The sequence below is a fragment of the Streptococcus sp. FDAARGOS_192 genome, assembly GCF_002073815.2.
GTDB classification, from domain to species: domain Bacteria; phylum Bacillota; class Bacilli; order Lactobacillales; family Streptococcaceae; genus Streptococcus; species Streptococcus salivarius_H.
This window is the reverse complement of record NZ_CP020431.2, coordinates 1,632,217-1,658,230: the sequence shown is the minus strand read 5'-3', so window position 1 is coordinate 1,658,230 and position 26,014 is coordinate 1,632,217. Positions and strand designations below refer to the sequence as shown.

Below are 26,014 nucleotides of genomic sequence, written 5' to 3'. Positions count from 1 at the left end.
CGCTTGCAAAACCATGCCTCCAATGCTATACTTTTCATAAGGATAGGGAGGTATTTATTATGCAATTTTTCACAGACAGCAACATGCAATTCCCTTTAGTAGAGTTATCTCTCAATCAAGGTGAAACAGTCTTTATCCAGCGTGGCAGTATGGTATATCACACACCAAATGTGACACTGAGTACCAAATTGAATGCCAGTGGATCAGGTCTAGGTCGCTTTGTAAAAGCCGTTGGGCGTTCAATGGTTTCGGGCGAAAGTAGCTTTATTACTCAGGTTGTCTCACAGTCCAATAACGGTTATATAGCCTTGGCCCCTGATTCTCCTGGTCAAGTGATTCCACTTTATTTAGGTGAAAAACAGTACCGACTAAATGACGGTGCCTTTCTAGCACTTGATGGCACAGCTTACTATACAATGGAGCTCCAGTCAGTTGGTAAGGCTATTTTTGGTGGTCAGGGTGGTTTCTTTGTGATGACAACCCAAGGTCAAGGGACACTTTTAGCCAATGCCTATGGTTCTATTAAAAAGCTTGAGCTTAACAATCAAGAAGTGACTATTGATAATGCCCATGTCGTTGCCTGGAGTCAAACACTTGATTACAATATTCATTTGGAAAATGGTTTCTGGCAATCTATTGGGACAGGAGAGGGTGTTGTTAATACCTTTAGAGGAACAGGTGAAATTTATGTTCAAAGTCTCAATCTTCAAACCTTTGCAGGCTTGCTTAATAGATACTTGCCAAAACGTTCTTAATATTAATTGAAGGAGGATGGATGCTTGTTAGCATTTATTCTCCTTTTTTATGTTGCGAACTCAATAGCTGACAAGTTAGTAAAAAGATGATAAGATAGTGTGTAAATAATTTGATAGTCAAATTATTTTCTTCATTAGAAAGTGAGTTATTATGTCTTATTTTGAAAACTTTCTCAATGCCAACAAAGCCTATGTTGACCTCCACGGGACAGCCCATCTTCCCTTGAGACCAAAGACTAAGGTGGCTATTGTGACTTGTATGGATTCACGCCTTCACGTTGCCCAGGCCTTGGGGTTGGCCCTAGGTGACGCTCATATTTTGCGTAATGCGGGTGGTCGTGTAACGGAAGATATGATTCGTTCTTTGGTCATTTCTCAACAACAGATGGGGACACGAGAAATCGTAGTTCTTCACCATACAGATTGTGGTGCTCAGACCTTTAAGAACGATGAGTTTACCGCCTATCTCAATAAGGAACTTGGTGTTGATGTGTCTGATCAAGATTTTCTTCCATTCACAGATGTAGAAGAGAGTGTTCGTGAAGATATGGCTATTCTTCGTCAGTCACCGCTTATCCCTGAGGATGTTATCATCTCCGGTGCGGTTTATGATGTAGATACTGGTCGAATGACTCAAGTTCATCCCTAATACCGAAAAGTTAAGCAGGCATGATTGCCTGCTTTTTTCATGGTTTGATATAAAAAACTCAGCACACAATAAATCTGCTGAGTTAATCTAGTTTTTAAGAAATGATAAAAATGAGAATCACGGTCCCCAAATAGAAAAGACTAGTGATAAAAAAGCTTATACGCCAGAACAACTTAAGAAAACGTTTAAACTTGAAAGATTGTGTTTTTCTTAGCATCTGAATCGTGATAATTATAGCCGCCAAGGATAATAAGATGGTGATGTATGGCAAAAAGCTATGGGTAAAGAAACGGGCTGACACAGCAACCACCTCAATAAAATAAAGTGGGAAGGTAAGGTCAGCAAAATTAAGCCCGAGGTATTTTAAACTAAAGAATCGGTGGATAATAAAAGCAAAGATAGGTGTTAAAATCAAAAATGCTATAGCAAAGAATTTATATAGAATCATAAGTCTATTTTACCTCGAAAAGGCCTTTATGTAAATTTTTTCCTAAACTTAATAAGAAATTCTTGCATCTAAAAAGAATTTCTGTATAATAGACAAGGTATGTAAAAACATACTTGTGGGAGGTAACAAAACTTACTTACCGCCAAAACCACAATAGGAGGAAATTACAAAATGGCTAAAAAAGTCGAAAACATCGTAAAACTTCAGATTCCTGCTGGTAAAGCGACTCCAGCTCCACCAGTTGGACCAGCTCTTGGTCAAGCCGGAATCAACATCATGGGATTTACTAAAGAGTTTAACGCTCGTACAGCTGACCAAGCTGGTATGATCATCCCAGTTGTTATCTCTGTGTATGAAGATAAATCATTTGATTTCATCACTAAAACACCACCAGCTGCTGTTCTTTTGAAAAAAGCTGCAGGTGTTGAAAAAGGTTCAGGTACTCCAAACTCAGTTAAAGTTGCTTCAGTAACTCGTGCACAAGTACAAGAAATTGCTGAAACAAAAATGCCTGACTTGAACGCTGCAAACATCGAATCAGCTATGCGTATGATCGAAGGTACTGCACGTTCAATGGGATTCACTGTTACTGACTAATTCAGTTAACAAGAAAACCACAGACGTCGTCTCACTTCGCTGAGTGACGTGGAAGATGAAAGTCGTTATGACCACATTACACAAGGAGAAATAATTAACATGGCTAAAAAAAGCAAACAAATGCGTGCTGCTCTTGAGAAAATCGACAGCACAAAAGCTTACAGCGTAGAAGAAGCTGTAGCTCTTGCACAAGAAACTAACTTCGCAAAATTCGATGCTACTGTTGAAGTATCATACAACCTTAACATCGACGTTAAGAAAGCTGACCAACAAATCCGTGGAGCAATGGTATTGCCAAACGGTACTGGTAAAACTCAACGCGTTCTTGTATTTGCTCGTGGTGCTAAAGCTGAAGAAGCTAAAGCAGCAGGTGCTGACTTCGTTGGTGAAGACGAACTCGTTGCTAAAATCAACGGTGGATGGCTTGACTTTGACGTTGTTGTTGCAACACCAGATATGATGGCAATCGTTGGTCGTCTTGGACGTGTCCTTGGACCACGTAACTTGATGCCAAACCCTAAAACTGGTACAGTAACTATGGACGTTGCTAAAGCAGTTGAAGAGTCTAAAGGTGGTAAAATCACTTACCGTGCTGATAAAGCAGGTAACGTACAAGCTATCATCGGTAAAGTTTCATTCGAAACTGAAAAATTGGTTGAAAACTTCAAAGCATTTAACGATGCAATCCAAAAAGCTAAACCAGCTACAGCGAAAGGTACTTACATCACAAACCTTTCAATCACTACTACACAAGGTGCTGGTATCAAAGTTGATCCTAACTCATTGTAAGAGTAGTAAAAAATGGCTCTTTGTCAACTGTAGTGGGTGACGAAAAGCTAACATCTAGAGAGAACCTGATAGGTTTTCTCTTTTTGTATGTTCAGAGTGATGAAAACACGCTTCCTAAAGTTAATAAAGTTTCTAAAACCGAAGCCCAGACGTTTGATGTCTTTGATAAGCTTATTGGTCCCCTCCAATTTTGCATTTGAGTAATGTGTTTCTAGTGCGTTTTTGATGTATGGTTTGTGTCTAAGGAAGGTCCTAAAGACAGTTTTGAAGTAATGATTGACCTTGCTTATATTCTCCTCTATGAGCTCAAAAAACTCATCTACCCTCTTCTCTTGAAAGTGAAACAGCAACAGCTGATAGAGGTTATAATAATTAGCGAGTTCTTCTGAAAAGTCTAGTGTCTTCCTAACGACTTCATGTGGACTTAAGGTTTGACCAAAGGTCTTCGAGTGAAATGATTTACAAGATAACTTACGGCTGTCCTTTTGGAAGAGTCGCCAGTGATTTTTCAAGGCTCGGTAGGGGAGTGATTTCTTATCAAACTGGTTCATAATGGCAATTCTTGTCTTTAAAAAGGCTCGACCAAGGTGCTGGATGATGTGGAAACGATCAATAATGATTTCGGCGTTTGGGAAAAGTCTGCGAGCTAGTGGGATATAGGCTCCTGACATATCCATTGTAATAAACTGTACCTTTTGTCGAACTTTCAATGGGTACTTCAAAAAGTGGTTTCGAATCGTGGTTTGACGGCGATTATCAAGGATGGTTATGAGTTTGTTGGTCTCATAGTTTTGCGCCACAAAAGCGAGTTCACCTTTCTTGAACCCAAACTCATCCCAAGACATAACAGCTGGGAGCTTGTCATAATGCTCCTTGAAAGTAAACTGGTCAAGCTTACGATAGACAGTGGATGTCGACACACGAAGTATTCTGGCAATATCTGTTAGTGACACCTTTTCAGTAAGGAGCTGTGCAACTTTTTGCCGGACTAGATTGGAGATTTGGCAGTTTTTCTCAACGATTGATGTCTTAGCTACCGTGACTCTCCTACAATTTTTACACTGGAAGCGACGTTTCTTCAGACGTAGTAGTGTTGAAGTTCCTGCTTGCTCGAGAAGAGGGATTTTAGAAGGCTTTTGAAAGTCGTACTTGATCATCTTTCCATGGCAATGAGGACATGATGGTGCAGGGTAATCAAGTTTTGCTTGAATCTCGATATGAGTGTTAGTTTCAAAAACAAGTGAAATCTTGATATTTTGGTCTTTAATTCCGATTAATTCTGTGGTATTCTTAATAAGTCTCATAAGTTCTTCCTAATGATAGTTTGGTCGCTTTTCATTATAGTTCTTATGGGACTTTTTGTGTACACTCAAAAAGCTCTATAATCTCTACAGTGGTTTTACCCACTACAGAAATTATAGAGCCTAAAAAACCTATCTTCGGATAGGTTTTTTTCTTACTCTGGACACGAAATTTGAGTAGAAAATAAAAAATATTCAGAAAGTAGTGTTGCTTTTTCGAATTTATGGTATAATTTAAGCGTATACACATAATTATTGATTTTGAACTTTTTACGTTGCGAATTAAGGAGGCAATGAATGAAAAAGAGTAAGGTATTTTTACTAGCAGCCGTAGGCCTATTATCTGTAGGTGTTTTAACGGCTTGCTCGTCATCAAGTAAGACGTCTGGTAAGACTTATAATTATGTCTATGGTAGTGACCCTGCAACCTTGGACTATCTTGCTACAAACAAGAAAAATATGACTACAGCTGTTAGTAACGGTGTTGATGGTTTGTTTGAAAATGACCAATATGGGAATTTAAAACCTTCTGTCGCTGAAGACTGGTCTGTTTCTCAAGATGGTTTGACCTATACTTACAAGATTCGTAAGGGACTTAAATGGTACACTTCAGATGGCGAAGAATATGCCAATGTAACAGCTAAGGACTTTGTAACAGGTCTTAAGCATGCTGCGGATACAAATTCTGAAGCGATTTATTTGCTACAAAACTCAGTTAAGGGCTTGAATGATTACCTTTCAGGTGCCAACAAGGACTTTTCAAATGTAGGTATCAAGGCTGTTGATGATTACACCTTGCAATATACACTTAGTCAACCAGAACCTTACTGGAATTCAAAATTGACTTACTCTGTTACTTGGCCTGTTAATGGAGACTTCTTGAAATCTAAAGGTAAAGATTTTGGTAAGTCAACAGACCCAACATCTATTCTTTATAACGGTCCATACCTTCTTAAGGCTTTGACAACGAAGTCATCTATTGAGTTCACCAAGAATGAAAACTATTGGGATAAGGATCACGTCTATTTTGATAATATCAAATTGACTTATGATGATGGATCAGACCAAGAGTCTTTGGAACGCAACTTTACAGATGGTGTATACAACTTAGCACGTCTATTCCCAACAAGTTCTAACTATTCCAAAGTTGAAAAACAGTACAAAGATAATATTTTCTATACGCAACCTGGATCAGCTGTAGAAGGTGTTGGTATTAATATTGACCGTCAAACTTATGGTCATACATCTAAAGAAAATGACCAGCAAAAGACATCAACTAAGACAGCTCTTCTCAATAAGGATTTCCGTCAATCATTAGGTTTTGCCATTGACCGTACAAATTACGCCGCACAACTTAATGGTAAGGAAGGTGGAAGTACTGCCGTCCGTAATATCTTTGTTAAACCAGACTTTGTTCAAGCAGATGGTAAGGACTTCGGAACAATGGTAATGGATCAACTTCCAGCTTATGGTGATGAGTGGTCTGGTGTGAATCTTGCAGATAGTCAAGATGGTCTTTATAACCCAGAAAAAGCTAAGGCTGAATTTGCTAAAGCCAAAGAAGCTCTTCAAGCAGAAGGAGTTCAGTTCCCAATTCATTTGGATGTCCCTGTTAATCAATCAAGTAAAATTACTGTGAATCAGGTACAATCAATTAAACAGTCTGTTGAATCTGCTCTTGGAAAAGACAATGTTGTGCTTGATATCCACCAATTGTCAGCTGATGATTTTAACAACATCACTTACTCTGCACCAAATGCAGCTGCAGAAGATTGGGACTTGTCAGTGGGTGTGGCTTGGGACCCTGATTACCTTGATCCTTCAACTTATCTTGATGTCTTGAAAACGACAAGTAGCGAAAATACTAAATCCTTCATGGGTTATGACGATCCAAATAGTCAAGCGGTTGAAAAAGTAGGTCTTAAAGAATATGACCAATTGGTTGATGATGCTTCTAAGGAAACAACAGACTTGACGGCTCGTTATGAAAAATATGCAAAAGCTCAGGCATGGTTGACGGATAGTGCACTTTATATCCCAACGACTACTTATAACGGTGCAGCCGCTGTAGTTTCTCGTATTAAGCCATTCTCAGGAGCTTATGCTCAAGCTGGTGATAAAGGTTCTACATACTACTTCAAGTATCTTAAATCTCAAGATGATATTGTAACTAAGAAACAATACGACTCAGCTTATAAAGATTGGCTTAAAGAAAGAGCGAAATCTAATGACAAAGCTCAAAAAGATCTTGCCAAACACGTTAAGTAATCTATTGAAAACGTCTACCTTTAGGTAGTCGTTTTTTTAACAAAATTTCTCGAACCACCCCTATATTGTGATATAATAAGAAAGATTGGTACTCGCTTCTAGATTTTTATTTGGAAAGTTTGGGGGATAGAGGTGCCTACTGGTACTTATCATCTTAAGTTAGTCCTAAGAAAGGGACTTTAGGCTTAATAGGTATCCAAAGACTGAAGAATGAAACATAAAAAGGAGATTTATCTTGGCTAAAGATATCCGCGTTCGTTACGCACCAAGTCCAACAGGGCTTCTACACATTGGTAATGCTCGTACAGCATTGTTTAACTACCTTTATGCACGTCATCATGGTGGCACTTTCATTATCCGTATTGAAGATACTGACCGTAAACGTCACGTTGAAGATGGTGAGCGTTCACAGCTTGATAACTTGCGTTGGTTAGGAATTGACTGGGATGAAAGTCCTGAAACACATGAAAACTATCGTCAATCAGAACGTTTACCGCTTTACCAAAAATATATTGATCAACTTTTGGCAGAAGGTAAAGCCTATAAGTCATATGTAACTGAAGAAGAGTTGGCTGCAGAGCGCGAACGTCAAGAAGCAGCTGGTGAAACTCCTCGTTACATTAACGAGTTCCTTGGCATGACTGAAGAAGAAAAAGCTGCCTACATCGCAGAACGTGAAGCGGCAGGTATTGTACCTACAGTTCGTTTGGCGGTTAATGAGTCAGGGATTTATAAATGGCATGATATCGTTAAGGGAGATATCGAATTTGAAGGTGGTAATATCGGTGGTGATTGGGTTATCCAGAAGAAAGATGGATACCCAACTTACAACTTTGCGGTAGTTGTTGACGACCACGATATGCAAATTTCACACGTTATCCGTGGAGATGACCATATTGCTAATACACCAAAACAACTCATGGTTTATGAAGCTCTTGGTTGGGAAGCACCTGAGTTTGGACACATGACCCTTATCATCAATTCTGAAACTGGTAAGAAGTTGTCTAAACGTGACACTAATACCCTTCAATTTATCGAAGATTACCGTAAAAAAGGTTACCTTCCAGAAGCAGTCTTTAACTTCATTGCTCTTCTTGGTTGGAATCCTGGCGGTGAAGACGAAATCTTTTCTCGTGAAGAACTCATTAAACTTTTTGATGAAAACCGTCTAAGCAAGTCACCAGCGGCCTTTGACCAGAAGAAATTGGACTGGATGAGTAACGACTACATTAAGAATGCAGATTTCGATAAGGTCTTTGCTCTTTGCAAACCTTTCTTGGAAGAAGCTGGTCGTTTGACAGATAAAGCTGAAAAATTAGTGGAACTCTACAAACCACAAATGACAGCAGCAGAAGAAATTGTCCCTCTTACAGATCTCTTCTTTGAAGATTTCCCAGAATTGACAGAGGCTGAAAAAGAGGTTATGGCTGGTGAAACAGTACCAACAGTACTTAAAGCCTTTAAAGCCAAACTCGAAGCTATGTCTGATGATGAGTTTGTTGTTGAAAACATTTTCCCACAAATTAAGGCTGTTCAAAAAGAAACAGGAATCAAAGGGAAAAATCTCTTCATGCCAATCCGTATTGCTGTTTCAGGAGAAATGCACGGTCCAGAATTGCCAGATACTATTTTCTTGCTCGGACGTGAAAAGTCAATCAAACATATTGATCAAGTTCTTGCAACACTATAAAAACAAACCCAACAATTGTTGGGTTTTCGAATGCACATAAGCGATATGTCAATGATTATATGATAATTGCTAAACCTATTTTGTAATATAATGATGATATTTCGTAACCATATCATCATTTTAAAAACTTTAAATTAGTTTTATAATAGATTGGTAATAAAAATTAGGGAGGAGTGAGCATTATGAGAAGATTTGGTTGGTATTTCTACTACGTTATTGGCATGTACCCATAAAAAGAGGTAATGAGTCAGTTAAAGAGCTTAGTTTTTCTAAGCTCTTTTTTATGTTTATGAAAAGTAGGGGACATGTGGAATCGTCTGATGTTAGATTGTTCTTAATCAGGAAAAAATAGCTTTATATTTTTAGCTTTTTCTAATAGGAGTGACGCTAAATTATATATTTATGTTACAATAAAGTAGGTTGATTTTTGAAAGGAAGGGGGGGAGTCTAGAGATGATCGTTTTATTTACGGTTCTACGTCTATTGGCTATTTTAATTGTTAGTCACGATATGTCAGGTTTGCTCAAAACTTGGAAGAGTAAATGCTGGTTTATCGCAGGGAGTCTCTTGCTCTCTCTATTTGTTGGAGGCATTACAGGGTCGCTCTTAGCACTTTTGTTCTGCTATCTTTTCTTAAATAAAATATCAAGTAGTGAAAAGAATTCTTTTCTTTTCACCTTTTTGCCGTGGGTTTTTGTTGAAGTCACCTCGAAACTGCTTCAACTTTATTTTTTCCCATGGATTTTTCAAATTAATTATTTACAGGTCAAAGACACCCCAGTACTCATTGCTTTGTCTTATCTCTTGATTTACCCAATTTTTCATCTGATTGTCAAAGTGTTCTTTATTGACTTTGGTGCTCTCAATGTTATGGGAAATAACCATACTTACCAAGTTAGACAACGCCTATTGGTTGGGGTGACTCTGGCTTATATTATTTTATCTTTAATTATTTTCTATGCCAGTAACATTTTTCCTTACACAGGCCTCTTTATTTATTTAGCAGGCAGTATTACGGTTGTCTACTCCATCCTCTTTATTTTGCTCTTTGCTCAGCTTAATATCTATTCTAAGAGAAGAGTGAAGGATCAGTTGGCTGAAGAAATGGCTAGACACGAGGAAAGTTTAGAAGAATATAGTCACCGTTTAGAAAAACTCTATAATGATATTTCTCAGGTGAAGAAGGATTATCTCGAAGGGCTTAAGACAATGGAGGTTAGTATCCAACGTCGAGACTTACCTACTTTGAAACAAGAGTATGCAGAACTTTTAGAGAAATCTGGTAATAGCTTAACGTTGTCAAATTATGAATTATCACGTTTGATCAACTTAGAAATCACGTCTCTCAAGAGTCTTTTTTCTGCTAAAGTGCTTGAGGCAGAGAACTTAGGAATTAAGGTTAACTTGGAGTTGCCAGATGTCATATCGTCAACTCAGATAGAGGCCTTAGATTTGGTTGTGATTTCTTCTGTCTTCTTAAATAATGCTATTGAGTCGGCGGTGGATTCTGAAGATCCTACTTTAACGATATCTTTCTTTAAAAATCAAGGTTATCTTATCTTGGTTATTGACAATACAACCAGAGAAGAACGTATTCCTGTGTCAAGGATTTTTGATGAAGGGGTTTCTAGTAAAGGTGAAGGCCGAGGGCTTGGTTTGTCTAAGGTCGCAGATATACTTAATCGCTATCCAAAAGTAAATCTTGAGACTCGTAGTTGTGACCATCATTTTACACAGGTCCTCTCTTTTCAGGATAATTGATAAATCAAAGATACTATTTGTGGGGGATAGGATAAGGGAATAGAAAGGGGAAAAGCATATGCAACTTGCGATTGATGGCCTTATTGCTTTGGTTGTTGTCGTTTCACATCTTGTGATTTTAGCTAGAATGGCTTATCTAGATGTTTTTACTTACCGTTACATTCCTTATGTAATCGTAGTAACTGCCGTTAAGTGGTTAGCCAAGGTGCTATGGCAGATTGATATTCCAGATGCAATTTATCTCCTAGTCTTTATTTTTCTTGAAAAACCTCAGGCTCTACGAGAAGAAAAGTATTTTTATGCTTTCTTTGCCCCTGTCTTTTGGACTCTGATTACAAGTTTCTTTAGTTTTTATCTTTTCCGAGTTTTCTTTAATAAGCCGGTCGAGTTGGTTCCAAACCATTTAGGAATCCTGGCTGTAGATAGTGTTGTTCTTCCTTTCTTCCTAGGCTTGCAAAAAATGTTCGGTTTAGATAGCTTTTTCCAGGAACCCTATCAGGACTTGCAGGATAAATATAAGAGCATGCTCTTGCAAGTTGATTATATTTTAATTATCAGTTATCTTCTTATCCTCTTTAAGCAGGAGATATTCTCCTTGCTTCTGAGTCAGACCTATCTCCCAGGTTACCCTCAAATTTATATTTGGGTTGGTTTCCTTATACACATGTATATTCTTGTTCGTTTTGTTTCCTACGGTAAAGACGTACGTGATAGCAAAATTCTCAGAGAACAAGAGGAGCACTTGAGGAGTCTGGAAGCTTATAATGAAAAAATCGAAACTGCCTATAAGAGTGTACGTTCGTTTAAACATGATTATGAAAACATACTCATTAGTATGCAGACAAGTATTGATAGTGGGGATTTTGACCTTATTGAACAAACCTATCAGGATATTTTGAAAAAGGCAGGTCAAGAACTCATTGAAGAAGATGACGAAAATGTCTCTTGAGTATAAACAGGAAATATTATCATGAACTTACAGCTTTGGACCATGGTATCCCTTGAAAATAGTATTATTCAGATTATTAGTTTTCATATTACCTGGTTTATTTATAAAAAACTAACAAGGAGCACATTAGCTTACTGGAAAGTATTTTGTTTAAGTCTCTTAGGTATAGTGGTATCACTTGGTAAAGGTGATGGCTTCTATTATCAAGTTGTTATCTTTTTAGCTTTGGCCTTAAAGGAACGGCGGGAACATCGTTTGACGCTCTGGGCAAGCCTCTTTTTTGGAGCCTTCTCGGTTCTTTTTACAGATTTATTTGCGACTTTTACCCCATTTTATGTATTCAATAATCTGTTCACAAATATGACCTTGGGTGAGATTCAAGAAAACTTCTTGCTTAAATTGTTATCTTATGTGATGATTTACCCATTCTTTCTCTATATCAATTATCTTTCCAGTTCAGATGTTGATAAGGTCAAGGAATTGATTTATTCACGTGGTCGTGAACGTCTGTTGATAGCCGTTGATCTGACCTTTGCACTCTACATTATTTGTAGTACTCTTTTGGTATCAACAGGTAGTGATGTGGGAGGGCCAATTTTTATTGCGATGGCAGTTTATCTCCTAATGGTAACAACCTTGAACCGCTATTCTCATAAATTTGTCAGAGAACGTAGTAAGGAAGCTGTGGAGACTTATGTCTATAACTTGGAAGTCTATAATAAGCATATTGAGGATCTTTTTACAAAAGTAAAACCTATTGAAAAAGATTTTGAGAGTCTTTTGGTAGCTCTTGAGACCCCATTGGCTAAAAATCAATTATCAGAAGTTTTATCCGTTTATCATGAGCATTTGAATCATCTTAAACTTGATAATTTGGACTTAAATGATAAGTTGGCTCCTCTGTTTGAGATTCCTTATCCGGTATTAAGAAGTTGGATTGTAAACCAAATCATTCCTTTGGAACAAAAAGGTATCACCGTTAGGCTGGATGTCAATGTTGATGCTTATCCTAACAATTTAAATATTGCAGTTCTTATTGGAGTTTTAGAACGTTGCATGAATTTAGCTGAAAAACTTTGGGCCAAGGAGCCGGAGACAGATATTGGTTTCCTTATTCAACAGAATGAGCATGGTAATCTCAGCTTTATTCTTGAGAATACCAATCAGGAAGCTGATCCGAAACTCGATGGTAGTCTGGCTATTAGTCGTGATTTTGCCCAGTTTTGCTGGTCAAACGGTATCGGTTTAACAAATAAAAAAGAATTATTTAAAACCTATCAAATTGTCACGGTAGGACTATAATCGTAGAAAGGAGAGGGATAACTATGCTGGGTAACATCCTATTTCAAATTTTGATGTTTATCATTATTTGGGATATCTACTTACGTATTGGTGGACAAAACACTAATCTTAAAAATCGTATACTTTATTTGTTATTTGATGTTGCTCTATGCATTTGGGGACAACTCATTGGACGCTATATAGGCATAGTACCTCCCTTAGTAGCCATTGTAACATTGACATTTAGTTACCAATTGAATAAAAGTGTCACCTCCGTAGAGCGCTTTTTTCTAGGTTTTTACCCAGTGGTACTAGTCGATTTGGCAAGACGTTTTTTGGCTACTTTCTTCTTTCCACCGATACTTGGCATAACTGTTGATACTTTAAACACTAATATTTGGTGGTCTATGGTACCACTTTCCTTCGTCATGTTGACGGTCAGAATAGTAGATTTTATTTTACGTCTAGATTTTACAGATATCTTGAAAGTTGCTGCCCAACAAGAAAAAAAGAACCGTCTGGGTTTGGTCAACATGCTTCTTTTGCTTTATTATTTAGTTATCTTTTTAGTGTCGACATTTGATACTTATTTTCCAGAGTTACATCTTGAGAGTAGATTTAGGTTGCCATTAGTAATGGGATATCTCTACTTACTCCTCTTTGTACTTGGTGCTGTAAACCAGTTTGCTAAGGAGAAAATAGAGCAGGATTTAGCGATGAAGCAGGCTAACTATCTTGATGATTTGAAGCGTGAGAATACTAGGGTAGAAGGTTTGTATAGAGACTTGATGCATGTTCGTTCTAACTATAATTTCCTACTTAATAATCTGAGAGATATTGAAAGAACAGGAGATATTCGTTCTTATAAAAAAGATTTGGTTGATCTTTATGTCAATCGAGATCAGCATAGTTTTTCAACTCAGGTCACAGATTTGGATAATATCCAAAATCCAAGTATTCATAGTCTACTTTCATCAAAATATCATGAAGCTCAGATGCATCGCCTCAATATTCATGCAGAGATTCCAGATCCAGTGATTCATAACTATCTAACTGATTTAGATTTAGCTGTTGTTTTGGGTCACCTCATGGATAATGCTATTGATGGTGCTCGTAAAGCTAGTGAAGGTTTTATTAGTCTGGCCTATTTTGATGAAGAGGACTGCCAGAGTTTTATTATTGAAAGTACAATTGCAGAAGAGCAAGTGCCACTTTCAATGATGAGTACCCAGCTTCCTCATCCTGAGGGTGGTATAGGTGTTAATGCTGTTCAAGATATCTTGGAACGTTATCCGAACACGTCCTTCTCTGTCCGTAGTCAGAATCATAAAATGATGCAAATACTAGAAATGAGGCCCTAATATGAATATATACATTTTAGAAGATGACTTAATGCAGCAAACACGTATTAGTGACATCATCAGAGAATTGGTTTCAGAGGGCACGTTTTCCGTACGAAAACTTGAAGTTTTTTCTAAACCTCACAAACTATTGTCCAGTATCAATGAAAAGGGCAACCATCAGGTTTTCCTTTTAGATATCGATATTGATGGTGAGCGAAAGAAGGGGCTAGAAGTTGCCTCAGAAATTCGTCAACAAGATGCTAATGCAGTTATTATTTTTGTAACAACTCACTCAGAGTTTGCACCGATCAGTTTTAAATACAAGGTTTCTGCACTAGATTTCATTGATAAGACAGTTTCTAATGCAGAGTTCAAACAGCAACTAAAACAAACATTGACTTTTGTGAACCAAAAAGTTGGAGATGTGGATGATGATGAGATATTTGTGTTTGAAACAGCGCAGTCTCGAATCCAAGTCCCTATGAGAGAGATTTATTATTTTGCGACTGCTGTGACACCTCATAAGGTGATGCTGATTACTAAAACAGAGCGTTTGGAGTTTTATGCCAATCTTGGAGATATTACTTCGGTAAATAAAAAACTCTTTTCTTGTCATCGCTCCTTTTTAGTTAATTTGGATAACATATCTCGTATTGATAAGACTCAGTTGATGATTTATTTTGAAAATGGTGATTCTTGTCCAGTTTCACGTTTGAAAATGAAGGCTCTGCTTAAAAAATGGTCAGAGGTAAAAGAACATTAGTCGATGACTAATGTTCTTTTTAGTCTAAAAAAGCATGTGTTTATTTCATAGGTGATTGATTATCTTATGAGTGAACAAATTCTGTAAAAACACAAAATAGATGTCCTTTAGTGATGAAATTTAGAGATTTATAAAAAAATATCTTAAAAAAATGCAGTTCAGGATGAAAAAACGACATTCTATGAAATCGTATAGACAATTAAATTGAAAAAAGCTATTATATAATCAAGATATGTGATTCGGAAATGAGACATCGTCAATCTTATTGAAATCTACATACACTTTATGAAAATAAATAATGTACTTTTATATAACTTTTTCCTAATCCCCATTTTTTATTGGCCGCTCGTCCAATTACATATCTTTTTTATAGAAATTAATAGGCTTGAGAAATCAAGCCGTTTTTTTGTTTTTAAGGGCATTAGTGCAGATTAGGATAAAAAAATACATTCTGTGAGTGAAATTCGACATTTTAGGAAATGAAGATATACATTTGGGGATTGCATGCTATAATGTAATCAAGGTTAGAGAGCAAGAAGAATGTATGGTTTAAGTTAGTCCCTTAAACATAATAATTTCCCTCATTCATTCTATCTAAAATTGCTGTTGTGTTCTCTACCGATGATGCTGTTGTTCAAAAGGTCTGTACTTTGTACAGGCCTTTTGGCATTTTATAAGATAAATAGTTAAAGATGCTTTTGAATCTATTGGTATAGTTTCAAAAGTGTTTTTTATTTTTCATCACCTTTTGCATAAAATTGAATAAAAATTAAGAATTGAGCGCTTTTTAGGTCAAAAGAATAAATAAAAACAAATAAAAATGAAATAAATATAAAAAAATAACAAAAAAGTGTTGACAAGTGAATAAATATGCAATATAATTAATCTCGTAAGGTTGATAGAGATAGCAACCACAAGAAAATATAAGAAAAGAGAAAAATATTATGTCAAAAGAGAAAGTTATTCTTGCCTATTCGGGAGGTCTTGATACCTCAGTCGCTATTACATGGCTTAAAAAAGATTACGATGTTATCGCCGTTTGTATGGATGTCGGTGAAGGTAAAGATCTTGAGTTTATCCATGACAAGGCTTTGACAGTTGGAGCTGTCGAGTCATACGTGCTTGATGTTAAAGATGAGTTTGCTGAAGATTATGTACTTCCAGCACTTCAAGCTCACGCTTACTATGAACAAAAATATCCTTTGGTTTCAGCACTTAGTCGTCCAATCATTGCTAAAAAATTGGTTGAGATTGCTCATAAAACAGGAGCAACGACTATCGCTCACGGTTGTACTGGTAAAGGTAATGACCAAGTTCGTTTCGAAGTTGCCATTGCTGCCCTAGACCCAAGTCTTAAAGTAGTGGCGCCGGTGCGTGAATGGAAATGGTCTCGTGAGGAAGAAATTGAGTATGCTAAGGCTAATGGTGTTCCAGTTCCAGCAGATCTTGATAATCCTTACTCAGTCGATCAAAACCTTTGGGGACGTGCAAACGAGTGTGGTGTTCTTGAAAATCCTTGGAATCAAGCTCCAGAAGAAGCTTTTGGGATCACCAATTCACCAGAGTCTGCGCCAGATGAAGCTGAATATGTCGATGTTACTTTCAAAGAAGGGAAACCAGTTGCTCTTAACGGTAAAGAAATGAAATTGGCTGACCTTATCCAAGAAATGAATGTTATTGCTGGTAAGCATGGTGTTGGACGTATCGACCACGTTGAGAACCGTCTTGTAGGTATCAAATCTCGTGAAATTTATGAATGTCCAGGAGCTATCGCCCTTTTGACAGCTCATAAAGAAATTGAGGACTTAACTTTGGTACGTGAAGTTTCTCATTTTAAACCAATTCTTGAAAATGAATTGTCAAACCTTATCTACAATGCTTTGTGGTTTAGCCCAGCAACACAAGCTATCATTGCTTATATTAAGGAAACACAAAAAGTTGTTAATGGTATCGCTAAAGTTAAACTTTACAAAGGGCATGCTCAAGTAGTAGCACGTCAATCAGCTAATTCATTGTATGATGAAAACTTGGCTACTTACACATCAGCTGACAGCTTTGATCAGGATGCTGCGATTGGATTTATCAAGCTTTGGGGTCTTCCAACTCAGGTTAATTCACAAGTTAACCATCCATTTGACAATTAATGACAGATTGCATAAGAAAAGTAGGATAGTAGAAGAAAAACGCTTCTTATCAGATAAAAGTGGACAGAGAGCCACATCTGATACTCTTTTCTTATAACTTATATTATTATCGTTAAGACGTTCTGAGAGGCGTCACGAGCCTAAATAAACTACGACAGAGATCGGGTTTTAGGAAAACAAGTGTCCAGAGAGACAAATTAAGCTAGACAAATACTATCTAGCTTTTTTCATTTAAGTTATTGTGACCAAAGAGGTCGTTGCTTGTTATAAGTATTAAGAAAGGATGGAAGATTATCCCAGTGAGGGGAAATCTTCAAAATAAAACTATGGCAGAAAATCATAAACTATGGGGCGGTCGGTTCGAAGCTAGTCTTGAAAAATGGGTAGAAGAATTCGGTGCTTCAATCTCCTTTGACCAAAAGATGGCAGAGTTTGATCTTAAAGGATCTATTGCTCATGTTACTATGCTCGGTGAGACAGGGATTATTACCAAAGAGGAAGCATTGCAAATTAAACAGGGCTTGGAAGAACTGCTTGAGGAGTACAAGGCTGGTAAACTAGAATTTGATGTTTCTAATGAAGATATCCATATGAATATGGAGAGTCTTTTAACAGCTAAAATTGGACCAGTAGCAGGAAAACTTCATACAGCACGTTCACGTAATGACCAAGTGGCAACGGATATGCACTTGTATCTAAAAGCCAAACTAGTGGAAGTTATTGAAAAGCTTGATAATTTACGTGGTACTTTGGTCAATCTAGCAGATAAACACACCTACACAATTATGCCAGGCTACACCCACTTGCAGCATGCACAACCGATTTCTTTTGGTCACCACTTGATGGCTTATTACAACATGTTTACACGTGATGCCGAACGTTTTGAATTTAATATCAAGCATACGGATATTTCTCCACTCGGAGCTGCTGCTCTAGCCGGAACAACTTTCCCAATTGATCGTAATATGACATCTGACTTAATGGGCTTTGCAAAACCATATAGCAATTCCTTGGATGCTGTTTCCGATCGTGACTTTATTCTCGAATTCTTGTCAAACTCAAGTATTCTCATGATGCATATGACACGTATTTGTGAAGAAATCATTAACTGGTGTTCTAACGAGTTTAAGTTTGTAACTCTATCTGATACTTTTTCAACAGGCTCTTCCATTATGCCTCAAAAGAAAAACCCAGATATGGCAGAACTAATTCGTGGGAAATCAGGTCGTGTCTATGGCAACTTGATTGGATTGTTGACCGTGATGAAGTCATTACCTTTGGCCTACAATAAAGATCTCCAAGAAGATAAAGAGGGTATGTTTGATACGGTAGAAACGATTACTGTCGCTATTGATATTCTCGCAGGCATGCTCAATACAATGACTGTTAACGACAAACATATGGCAGAGTCAACAGAGAAAGATTTTTCAAATGCTACAGAGTTGGCTGATTATCTTGCATCTAAAGGCCTACCATTCCGTGAAGCACATGAGATTGTTGGAAAACTTGTCCTTGAGTGTACCAAAGCTGGTTATTACCTTCAGGATGTTCCTCTCGAACGTTATCAAGAAGTTTCAGACCTAATTGAAGAGGACATCTATGAGACACTTAAATCTCATACAGCTGTTGAACGTCGTCATTCCCTTGGTGGAACTGGTTTTGACCAGGTTAAATGGCAAATCAAAGAAGCTCAAAAAGCTCTAAAAAAATAAGTCTCTAAGGCTCTAACCATAAGGTTTTGGGCTTTTTTGCTATTTATGATATAATAGTACTAATTTTGAGTTTGGAGTCGCATTTTGAAAAAATCTTATCGCGTTAAGAAAGAGAAAGACTTTAAAGCATTATTTGATGCAGGACACAGTGTTGCTAATCGAAAATTTGTTGTCTACTGTCTGGATCGTGATCTACCTCATTTTAGAGTAGGTTTGTCAGTCAGTAAGCGTCTTGGTAATGCGGTTACTCGGAATCGGGTAAAACGTCGTCTACGACATGCACTGATGGACATGTCATCTCAGTTAGAACATCAAGATTTTGTCGTTATTGCTCGTAAAGGTGTCGAAGACTTAAGTTATCAAGACATTTATAGCAATCTCGTTCATGTCTTAAAAATAGCAAAGTTATATAAGGACTAGTAGATTATTTTGCTTCTTTACATTGTAGGATAAACTAAGATCACTCCTGATTTTTGAGATACTCTTAATGAATGGAAGCGAAGCAGTTCTTTATCGTATTAAAAAGGAGTTTTTAGTGAAGAAAAAACTTAATATATCTGTTTTAGGTGCAGGAGCTCTCTTGCTTTTGTCCGCGTGTGGACGAAGTGATGTTACAAGTCACTCTATAGGCCTTTGGGAACGTCTTATTTTAATGTTTGGGAAGGCTATTCAAGGGCTCTCATTTGGTGGTTCTATTGGATTAGGTATTATTATTTTCACGATTTTAATTCGTGCGGTAATGATTCCTCTTTATAATCGCCAAATTAAGTCAAGCCGTGAACTACAAGAGTTGCAGCCAGAGTTACGTCGCTTGCAGAGTGAGTATCCTGGACGCGAGAATCGTGAAGCTCTTGCTTATGCACAACAAGATCTTTATAAAGAGCATGGTGTAAATCCTTACGCAAGCTTCGTTCCTCTCTTGATCCAATTTCCTATTTTGATGGCTCTTTATGGAGCGCTCACACGAGTGCCAGAGTTGCGAGAAGGAACATTCCTCTGGGTTGACCTAGGTCAGAAAGATCCTTACTTTATTCTTCCGATTTTGGCGGCTGCTTTCACCTTCCTTTCAACTTGGTTGACAAATAAGGCAGCTAAAGATCGTAGTGCAATGCTTCTTGTTATGAATATCATGCTTCCAATCTTTATTTTCTGGTTTGGAACTCAGATTTCTTCAGGGGTAGCACTTTACTGGGCAGTTTCGAACGCCTTCCAAGTTGTTCAGATTTTGGTTTTTAATAATCCGTTTAAAATCATTGAAGAACGTAATCGTTTGGAAGCGGAAGAAAAAGAACGCAAAGCTAAGATTCGTCGTGCCAAGAAAAAGGCGCATAAACGTAAATAAGGAGGCTTATTATGGTTGTCTATTCTGGACGAACAGTCGAACAAGCTATCGAAAAAGGTTTGAAAGATCTTAATTTACCCCGTATGAAGGCTCATATTAAGGTGATTTCTCGTGAGAAAAAAGGTTTTCTAGGGTTCGGAAAGAAGCCAGCTCGAGTTAGTGTTGAACCAATAAATGAAAAGATAGCTCATGAAGCAGATCAAAACACCGTTAAAGTGGCTCCTGATGCTATAAAACAATTAGACGATTCTGTCGCAAGTCCAAAAGACGAAACGATTGCTTTCAATAAAGTGACAAAACTTGTTGCGGTTTCAGATAATAAGGAAATTGCACATGAAGACTTAAAGCAACCAGTTTCTACAGAGACTCTTGATGAAGAGTTGCCAGATAAGAAACAGGAGCAACCAAAGGCAACAATTATTCCGCTATCTGTTAAACGTGAGTTATCAGAAGAGGGTGCGACAGAATCTATGGCAAATTCGCTTGAACCCCAACTAGAACCGGTTACTCAAGTTCAAACTTCGGAGACTTCTGAAGGGGCTTTCAGTTCTTTAGTGTCCTCTGAGTTTAGTTCAGATGAGTCTTCTGAAAATAATTTAGAAGATATTCAAGGGGCTGCAGATGATGTTTTATCTTACCTCGAAAAAATTATCTATGAAATGGATGTTGATGCTAGTCTAGAGGTTAGTCACAATCGTCGCAATATTATCATTCAGATTGAAACAGACCAACCTGGTCGTGTTATCGGTTATCATGGCAAGGTTCTCAAGTCTTTGCAACTTTTAGCGCAAAATTATTTGCACGATCGTCATTCTAAACGTTTTAGTGTTGTTCTTAATGTTCGTGATTATTTGGAGCAACGCACAGAGACTTTGATTGATCTAGCAGAAAAAACGGCGGCTAAAGTAAAAGAAACGGGTCGAGAGTACGTTATGGATCCAATGACGAATAGCGAACGAAAAATTATCCATAAGGCACTTTCTCAAATTGAAGGTGTTGAAAGTCACTCGGAAGGGGACGATCCTAATCGTTACGTTGTTGTGACAAAAGTATGATTACAATAGCGTTTATTGCTTACAGAAACTAGTCTTATTTGAAGACTAGTTTTTTTGACAACAAAAAGTAGACGGCGTATACTTTATTTAAAAGGTAGTCGCTGTCTACTTAGATGGAAATAGGAGTCAAAATGAAACGTAATACTGCTGAATTGAAGGAAAAGTTAATCGCAACTGGAGTCGAGGAGATAAGAACAAGAGGTGTCGATCAACTATCTATCCGAACGGTGGCTCAAAGATGTGGGGTCACCCATGGGGCACCCTATAAGCACTTTGAAAATAAGGATGTATATCTTCAGGTAGTTTTGGAGCATCTATCTGAGATCTTTTTGAAGTATCTGACAAAAGGGGTAGACTCTTCGCTTGATGTAAGAGGTCAATTAGTATTAATGGGCTGTAATTTTGTGGAATTTGCTCAAAAAGAGACAAATAGTTTTGAGGCCTTGTTTATTAAGTTTCCTTTCAATTATATGGAGCTCACTCGGGACAGTATCTCTGTTAATGCCCATTTACCAGGGTTTGAGCACTTTAAGAGTGTGGTTCTGAAGCTGCAAAGTAACATGAATATTTCGGGTAGTGAGGCAGAAATATTAGTTCATATCTGGAGTTTTATTACTGGATTAGCCGTTTTGGTAAGGAGTCCTATTGGTGATAATTTCAATAGTAACACTATTGAAGAGACTGTTAGTACTATGTTAGACATCTATGTTAAAGGAGCTAAACAATGAAAACCTTAATTATCTACGCCCATCCAAACGATAAGAGCTACAATGCCTCTATACTAGAGACTGTTAAAGAAAATTTATCGTCTAAACATGAGTTAAAGATTCTAGATTTGTATAAAGAGAAGTTCGATCCTGTTTTACGTTTTGATACAACACATAGGAGAAGAGACTTAGCGCACGATGTAGCTATGAAAGACTATCGAGATTTAATAACTTGGGCAGATCAGTTGATTTTTATTTTTCCAACTTGGTGGAGTGGAATGCCAGCTATCTTGAAAGGATTTATTGAACGCGTTTTTGTTACTGGTTTTGCCTATGAAAATACACCCCGTGGATTGGATGGTAAATTGACTGGGAAAGCTTGGATTATTACAACCCACAATACACCAAAGATTGTTCTACCTTTAGTTCAAGATTATAGCAAAGTCCTAAAATTTCAAGTCCTAAAACCTTGCGGTATTAAACCGGTCAAAGTTACCCAGGTTTCACCTGTTGAGTATATGAGTGACCATAAGCGAAAAGAGGTACTCAAGAAAATAGCTAAACTAGCAAGAAGGTTATGAGCAAGCGATGATATAGGAACGGCATTGTAGTTTACAGTTATCACTAGCCTTAGGGTATCGAAGATATAATGAAATTAATATCTAAGTAATTCTTGACAAGATTAAGCTATTGCTATAAAATAGTATGGTATGTTTAGTAACTGATCAAAAATAGCCGGCTAAACGAATACGAAAATCTATCAGGAGGTATTCAACGTGAAACGTACTTATCAACCAAGTAAAATCCGTCGTCAACGTAAACACGGATTCCGTCACCGTATGTCAACTAAAAACGGACGTCGTGTTCTTGCAGCTCGTCGTCGTAAAGGACGTAAAGTTCTTTCAGCTTAAGACATTATTGAAAGCAACAGTGCTCGAGACTGTTGCTTTTTGTTTTTGCTATAAATGATAGTGTTGATGTTTGATGTTATTCATAGAAACTTTGAAAATATAGAGCTGACAATTCTTATAATTTTTGATAAACTAAAGCGGTTGTGGATAATGACCACTTACTAAAAAATACTTAGGACTGTTTTTCCTAATGTAAGGAGTATAAATGACTGATTTTCCTATTAAATATCGTCTTATAAAGAAAGAAAAACACACAGGAGCACGCCTGGGGGAAATTATCACGCCTCATGGAACTTTTCCAACACCGATGTTTATGCCTGTAGGTACCCAAGCTACAGTAAAAACGCAATCTCCTGAAGAATTAAAACAGATGGGTTCAGGAATTATTTTGGCCAATACCTATCATTTATGGCTAAGACCTGGTGATGAGCTCGTTGCCAAAGCTGGAGGACTCCATAAATTCATGAATTGGGACCAAGCGATTCTTACAGATAGCGGTGGTTTCCAAGTATATTCATTGGCCGAAAAACGAAATATCTCGGAAGAAGGTGTAACTTTTAAAAATCACCTTAATGGAAGTAAGATGTTTTTATCTCCTGAAAAAGCGATCTCGATTCAGAACAATCTCGGTTCGGATATTATGATGAGTTTTGATGAATGCCCTCAATTTTACCAACCATACGATTATGTGAAAAATTCTATTGAACGTACAAGTCGTTGGGCAGAACGAGGGCTAAAAGCACATCGTCGTCCACATGACCAAGGTCTTTTTGGAATCGTACAGGGAGCAGGTTTTGAAGATCTTCGTAGACAATCTGCACAGGATTTGGTTTCCATGGATTTTCCAGGTTATTCAATTGGAGGTCTTGCAGTAGGAGAAACTCATGAAGAGATGAATGCAGTTCTAGACTTTACTGTACCTTTACTTCCTGAGAATAAACCACGTTATCTTATGGGGGTAGGGGCACCAGATAGTTTGATCGACGGTGTTATTCGTGGCGTTGACATGTATGATTGTGTTCTCCCAACACGAATTGCTCGTAACGGAACTTGTATGACGAGTCAAGGGCGTCTCGTGGTTAAAAATGCAGCGTATGCAGAAGATTTTAGCCCTATAGATCCTGAATGTGATTGTTATACATGTAAGAATTACACACGTGCTTATGTGAGACATTTGTTGAAAGCAGATGAAACGTTTGGAATTCGCCTGACAAGTTATCATAATCTCTACTTCTTGGTAAATTTAATGGTCAAGGTCCGACAAGCTATTGTAGATGACAATTTACTTGAGTTTCGCCAAGACTTTATAGAAAAGTATGGTTACAAGTCAAGTAAAAGAAATTTTTAAATAATTTATTTAGCAGTACATGATTGTACTGCTTTATTTTTTTCAAAAAACCTATTGACAAGAATTTATTTGGGTGTTAAGATATAAAAGTTGTCTTAACTGACTTGCCACAAACTTGAAAAGGTTCCAAAACTTTAAAAAAGTTATTGACAAGACAAGCTAGAGATGATATTATAAATAAGCTGTTTCGCGAGAGATAGCAGACACGAGAAGTAAAAAAACTTCAAAAAAGTGTTGACAAGGTATTCTAGATTTGCTAGAATATAGAAGTTGTCTTAAGAGAGACAAAGACCTTTGAGAACTGAATAAGAAACCAAGTGCAGGGTTATGATAGAAGAATTATAACCTGTCAATTTACAAGAATAAATCGTCAGACGACGGTAATGAGTTAACGCTCGAACAATTATTAAATTTTTTAATGAGAGTTTGATCCTGGCTCAGGACGAACGCTGGCGGCGTGCCTAATACATGCAAGTAGAACGCTGAAGAGAGGAGCTTGCTCTTCTTGGATGAGTTGCGAACGGGTGAGTAACGCGTAGGTAACCTGCCTTGTAGCGGGGGATAACTATTGGAAACGATAGCTAATACCGCATAACAATGGGTGACACATGTCATTTATTTGAAAGGGGCAATTGCTCCACTACAAGATGGACCTGCGTTGTATTAGCTAGTAGGTGAGGTAACGGCTCACCTAGGCGACGATACATAGCCGACCTGAGAGGGTGATCGGCCACACTGGGACTGAGACACGGCCCAGACTCCTACGGGAGGCAGCAGTAGGGAATCTTCGGCAATGGGGGCAACCCTGACCGAGCAACGCCGCGTGAGTGAAGAAGGTTTTCGGATCGTAAAGCTCTGTTGTAAGTCAAGAACGAGTGTGAGAGTGGAAAGTTCACACTGTGACGGTAGCTTACCAGAAAGGGACGGCTAACTACGTGCCAGCAGCCGCGGTAATACGTAGGTCCCGAGCGTTGTCCGGATTTATTGGGCGTAAAGCGAGCGCAGGCGGTTTGATAAGTCTGAAGTTAAAGGCTGTGGCTCAACCATAGTTCGCTTTGGAAACTGTCAAACTTGAGTGCAGAAGGGGAGAGTGGAATTCCATGTGTAGCGGTGAAATGCGTAGATATATGGAGGAACACCGGTGGCGAAAGCGGCTCTCTGGTCTGTAACTGACGCTGAGGCTCGAAAGCGTGGGGAGCGAACAGGATTAGATACCCTGGTAGTCCACGCCGTAAACGATGAGTGCTAGGTGTTGGATCCTTTCCGGGATTCAGTGCCGCAGCTAACGCATTAAGCACTCCGCCTGGGGAGTACGACCGCAAGGTTGAAACTCAAAGGAATTGACGGGGGCCCGCACAAGCGGTGGAGCATGTGGTTTAATTCGAAGCAACGCGAAGAACCTTACCAGGTCTTGACATCCCGATGCTATTTCTAGAGATAGAAAGTTACTTCGGTACATCGGTGACAGGTGGTGCATGGTTGTCGTCAGCTCGTGTCGTGAGATGTTGGGTTAAGTCCCGCAACGAGCGCAACCCCTATTGTTAGTTGCCATCATTCAGTTGGGCACTCTAGCGAGACTGCCGGTAATAAACCGGAGGAAGGTGGGGATGACGTCAAATCATCATGCCCCTTATGACCTGGGCTACACACGTGCTACAATGGTTGGTACAACGAGTTGCGAGTCGGTGACGGCAAGCTAATCTCTTAAAGCCAATCTCAGTTCGGATTGTAGGCTGCAACTCGCCTACATGAAGTCGGAATCGCTAGTAATCGCGGATCAGCACGCCGCGGTGAATACGTTCCCGGGCCTTGTACACACCGCCCGTCACACCACGAGAGTTTGTAACACCCGAAGTCGGTGAGGTAACCTTTTGGAGCCAGCCGCCTAAGGTGGGATAGATGATTGGGGTGAAGTCGTAACAAGGTAGCCGTATCGGAAGGTGCGGCTGGATCACCTCCTTTCTAAGGAAAAACGGAATGTACTTGAGTTTCTTATTTAGTTTTGAGAGGTCTTGTGGGGCCTTAGCTCAGCTGGGAGAGCGCCTGCTTTGCACGCAGGAGGTCAGCGGTTCGATCCCGCTAGGCTCCATTGAATCGAAAGATTCAAGTATTGTCCATTGAAAATTGAATATCTATATCAAATTCCATATGTAATTAAATACATATAGATAGTAACAAGAAAATAAACCGAAACGCTGTGA

21 protein-coding genes, 1 tRNA gene, 1 rRNA gene and 1 pseudogene are annotated in these 26,014 nt (G+C 38.3%); 22 read left to right on the top strand and 2 right to left on the bottom strand.

What is annotated here, in order from left to right; genetic code table 11:
- The first annotated feature begins 59 nt into the window (after positions 1-59).
- Both A6J31_RS08475 and A6J31_RS08470 read left to right on the top strand, forming a co-directional pair.
- Complete coding sequence (locus tag A6J31_RS08475) at positions 60-755, top strand: TIGR00266 family protein (RefSeq protein WP_048790869.1); 696 nt, start codon at positions 60-62, stop codon at positions 753-755.
- A 151-nt stretch (positions 756-906) separates the two neighbouring features.
- The gene (locus A6J31_RS08470) at positions 907-1,404 is read left to right on the top strand and encodes a beta-class carbonic anhydrase (RefSeq protein ID WP_048790870.1); all 498 of its coding nucleotides are present in this window, start codon (positions 907-909) and stop codon (positions 1,402-1,404) included.
- Positions 1,405-1,498: 94 nt separating this feature from the next.
- Here A6J31_RS08470 and A6J31_RS08465 read toward each other — a convergent pair whose 3' ends face one another.
- A complete protein-coding gene (locus A6J31_RS08465; protein WP_070655743.1) occupies positions 1,499-1,852 on the bottom strand; it encodes a DUF3397 domain-containing protein in 354 nt (117 codons plus the stop codon).
- Positions 1,853-2,023: 171 nt separating this feature from the next.
- On the opposite strand from A6J31_RS08465, the gene rplK reads away from it, so the two are divergent.
- The gene (gene rplK / locus A6J31_RS08460) at positions 2,024-2,449 is read left to right on the top strand and encodes a 50S ribosomal protein L11 (protein WP_002885648.1); all 426 of its coding nucleotides are present in this window, start codon (positions 2,024-2,026) and stop codon (positions 2,447-2,449) included.
- 99 nt (positions 2,450-2,548) lie between these two features.
- Entirely contained in the window at positions 2,549-3,238 is a 690-nt protein-coding gene (gene rplA / locus A6J31_RS08455) for a 50S ribosomal protein L1 (RefSeq protein WP_002885800.1), read from the top strand.
- Between the two features lie 54 nt (positions 3,239-3,292).
- On the opposite strand, the pseudogene A6J31_RS08450 reads toward rplA, so the two are convergent.
- Positions 3,293-4,542: pseudogene (locus tag A6J31_RS08450) on the bottom strand (ISL3 family transposase).
- Between the two features lie 294 nt (positions 4,543-4,836).
- Between A6J31_RS08450 and A6J31_RS08445 the strand changes: the two are divergent.
- The 18 genes from A6J31_RS08445 (at position 4,837) to A6J31_RS08360 (ending at position 25,902) form a co-directional block, all read left to right on the top strand.
- Entirely contained in the window at positions 4,837-6,807 is a 1,971-nt protein-coding gene (locus A6J31_RS08445; RefSeq protein ID WP_080610955.1) for a peptide ABC transporter substrate-binding protein, read from the top strand.
- 235 nt (positions 6,808-7,042) lie between these two features.
- Positions 7,043-8,497 (top strand): glutamate--tRNA ligase, encoded by a 1,455-nt coding sequence (gene gltX, locus A6J31_RS08440; protein ID WP_037611119.1) that lies wholly within the window; start codon positions 7,043-7,045, stop codon positions 8,495-8,497.
- 453 nt (positions 8,498-8,950) lie between these two features.
- Positions 8,951-10,258 (top strand): GHKL domain-containing protein, encoded by a 1,308-nt coding sequence (locus tag A6J31_RS08435; protein WP_064523444.1) that lies wholly within the window; start codon positions 8,951-8,953, stop codon positions 10,256-10,258.
- A 58-nt stretch (positions 10,259-10,316) separates the two neighbouring features.
- On the top strand, positions 10,317-11,207 hold the full coding sequence (locus A6J31_RS08430; protein ID WP_038676823.1) for a hypothetical protein: 891 nt from the start codon (positions 10,317-10,319) through the stop codon (positions 11,205-11,207).
- Positions 11,208-11,228: 21 nt separating this feature from the next.
- Positions 11,229-12,509, top strand: a complete 1,281-nt coding sequence (locus A6J31_RS08425) for a hypothetical protein (RefSeq protein WP_073950620.1) — start codon at positions 11,229-11,231, stop codon at positions 12,507-12,509.
- Positions 12,510-12,532: 23 nt separating this feature from the next.
- A complete protein-coding gene (locus A6J31_RS08420) occupies positions 12,533-13,849 on the top strand; it encodes a GHKL domain-containing protein (protein WP_073950618.1) in 1,317 nt (438 codons plus the stop codon).
- 1 nt (position 13,850) lies between these two features.
- Positions 13,851-14,594: a response regulator transcription factor gene (locus A6J31_RS08415; protein ID WP_070655754.1), complete on the top strand. Its 744-nt coding sequence runs from the start codon at positions 13,851-13,853 to the stop codon at positions 14,592-14,594.
- A 944-nt stretch (positions 14,595-15,538) separates the two neighbouring features.
- A complete protein-coding gene (locus tag A6J31_RS08410; protein ID WP_002885646.1) occupies positions 15,539-16,738 on the top strand; it encodes an argininosuccinate synthase in 1,200 nt (399 codons plus the stop codon).
- A 326-nt stretch (positions 16,739-17,064) separates the two neighbouring features.
- Positions 17,065-18,450 (top strand): argininosuccinate lyase, encoded by a 1,386-nt coding sequence (argH, locus tag A6J31_RS08405; protein WP_037601513.1) that lies wholly within the window; start codon positions 17,065-17,067, stop codon positions 18,448-18,450.
- An 84-nt stretch (positions 18,451-18,534) separates the two neighbouring features.
- On the top strand, positions 18,535-18,870 hold the full coding sequence (gene rnpA / locus A6J31_RS08400) for a ribonuclease P protein component (RefSeq protein WP_002891957.1): 336 nt from the start codon (positions 18,535-18,537) through the stop codon (positions 18,868-18,870).
- 115 nt (positions 18,871-18,985) lie between these two features.
- Positions 18,986-19,792: a membrane protein insertase YidC gene (locus A6J31_RS08395; RefSeq protein WP_080610953.1), complete on the top strand. Its 807-nt coding sequence runs from the start codon at positions 18,986-18,988 to the stop codon at positions 19,790-19,792.
- An 11-nt stretch (positions 19,793-19,803) separates the two neighbouring features.
- Positions 19,804-20,847 carry an RNA-binding cell elongation regulator Jag/EloR gene (jag, locus tag A6J31_RS08390; protein ID WP_021144659.1) on the top strand — a complete coding sequence of 348 codons (1,044 nt, stop codon included), beginning with the start codon at positions 19,804-19,806 and terminating at the stop codon, positions 20,845-20,847.
- Positions 20,848-20,978: 131 nt separating this feature from the next.
- Positions 20,979-21,575 carry a TetR/AcrR family transcriptional regulator gene (locus tag A6J31_RS08385; protein WP_021144658.1) on the top strand — a complete coding sequence of 199 codons (597 nt, stop codon included), beginning with the start codon at positions 20,979-20,981 and terminating at the stop codon, positions 21,573-21,575.
- Positions 21,572-22,135, top strand: a complete 564-nt coding sequence (locus A6J31_RS08380) for an NAD(P)H-dependent oxidoreductase (protein ID WP_021144657.1) — start codon at positions 21,572-21,574, stop codon at positions 22,133-22,135. The genes A6J31_RS08385 and A6J31_RS08380 overlap by 4 nt, the downstream gene beginning before the upstream one ends.
- A gap of 195 nt (positions 22,136-22,330) precedes the next feature.
- The gene (gene rpmH / locus A6J31_RS08375; protein ID WP_002885866.1) at positions 22,331-22,465 is read left to right on the top strand and encodes a 50S ribosomal protein L34; all 135 of its coding nucleotides are present in this window, start codon (positions 22,331-22,333) and stop codon (positions 22,463-22,465) included.
- A gap of 205 nt (positions 22,466-22,670) precedes the next feature.
- Positions 22,671-23,813 carry a tRNA guanosine(34) transglycosylase Tgt gene (gene tgt / locus A6J31_RS08370; protein WP_002885761.1) on the top strand — a complete coding sequence of 381 codons (1,143 nt, stop codon included), beginning with the start codon at positions 22,671-22,673 and terminating at the stop codon, positions 23,811-23,813.
- Positions 23,814-24,227: 414 nt separating this feature from the next.
- Positions 24,228-25,775, top strand: a 16S ribosomal RNA gene (locus A6J31_RS08365).
- 54 nt (positions 25,776-25,829) lie between these two features.
- Positions 25,830-25,902, top strand: a tRNA-Ala gene (locus A6J31_RS08360).
- The last annotated feature ends 112 nt before the right edge of the window (positions 25,903-26,014 follow it).

Excerpts from the sequence above, each read along its gene's own strand:
- A6J31_RS08475 (WP_048790869.1), top strand. The coding sequence starts at position 60 with ATGCAATTTTTCACAGACAGCAACATGCAATTCCCTTTAGTAGAGTTA.
- A6J31_RS08470 (WP_048790870.1), top strand. The coding sequence starts at position 907 with ATGTCTTATTTTGAAAACTTTCTCAATGCCAACAAAGCCTATGTTGAC.
- A6J31_RS08465 (WP_070655743.1), bottom strand. The coding sequence starts at position 1,852 with ATGATTCTATATAAATTCTTTGCTATAGCATTTTTGATTTTAACACCT.
- rplK (WP_002885648.1), top strand. The coding sequence starts at position 2,024 with ATGGCTAAAAAAGTCGAAAACATCGTAAAACTTCAGATTCCTGCTGGT.
- rplA (WP_002885800.1), top strand. The coding sequence starts at position 2,549 with ATGGCTAAAAAAAGCAAACAAATGCGTGCTGCTCTTGAGAAAATCGAC.
- A6J31_RS08445 (WP_080610955.1), top strand. The coding sequence starts at position 4,837 with ATGAAAAAGAGTAAGGTATTTTTACTAGCAGCCGTAGGCCTATTATCT.
- A6J31_RS08435 (WP_064523444.1), top strand. The coding sequence starts at position 8,951 with ATGATCGTTTTATTTACGGTTCTACGTCTATTGGCTATTTTAATTGTT.
- A6J31_RS08430 (WP_038676823.1), top strand. The coding sequence starts at position 10,317 with ATGCAACTTGCGATTGATGGCCTTATTGCTTTGGTTGTTGTCGTTTCA.
- A6J31_RS08425 (WP_073950620.1), top strand. The coding sequence starts at position 11,229 with ATGAACTTACAGCTTTGGACCATGGTATCCCTTGAAAATAGTATTATT.
- A6J31_RS08420 (WP_073950618.1), top strand. The coding sequence starts at position 12,533 with ATGCTGGGTAACATCCTATTTCAAATTTTGATGTTTATCATTATTTGG.
- A6J31_RS08415 (WP_070655754.1), top strand. The coding sequence starts at position 13,851 with ATGAATATATACATTTTAGAAGATGACTTAATGCAGCAAACACGTATT.
- A6J31_RS08410 (WP_002885646.1), top strand. The coding sequence starts at position 15,539 with ATGTCAAAAGAGAAAGTTATTCTTGCCTATTCGGGAGGTCTTGATACC.
- argH (WP_037601513.1), top strand. The coding sequence starts at position 17,065 with ATGGCAGAAAATCATAAACTATGGGGCGGTCGGTTCGAAGCTAGTCTT.
- jag (WP_021144659.1), top strand. The coding sequence starts at position 19,804 with ATGGTTGTCTATTCTGGACGAACAGTCGAACAAGCTATCGAAAAAGGT.
- A6J31_RS08385 (WP_021144658.1), top strand. The coding sequence starts at position 20,979 with ATGAAACGTAATACTGCTGAATTGAAGGAAAAGTTAATCGCAACTGGA.
- A6J31_RS08380 (WP_021144657.1), top strand. The coding sequence starts at position 21,572 with ATGAAAACCTTAATTATCTACGCCCATCCAAACGATAAGAGCTACAAT.
- tgt (WP_002885761.1), top strand. The coding sequence starts at position 22,671 with ATGACTGATTTTCCTATTAAATATCGTCTTATAAAGAAAGAAAAACAC.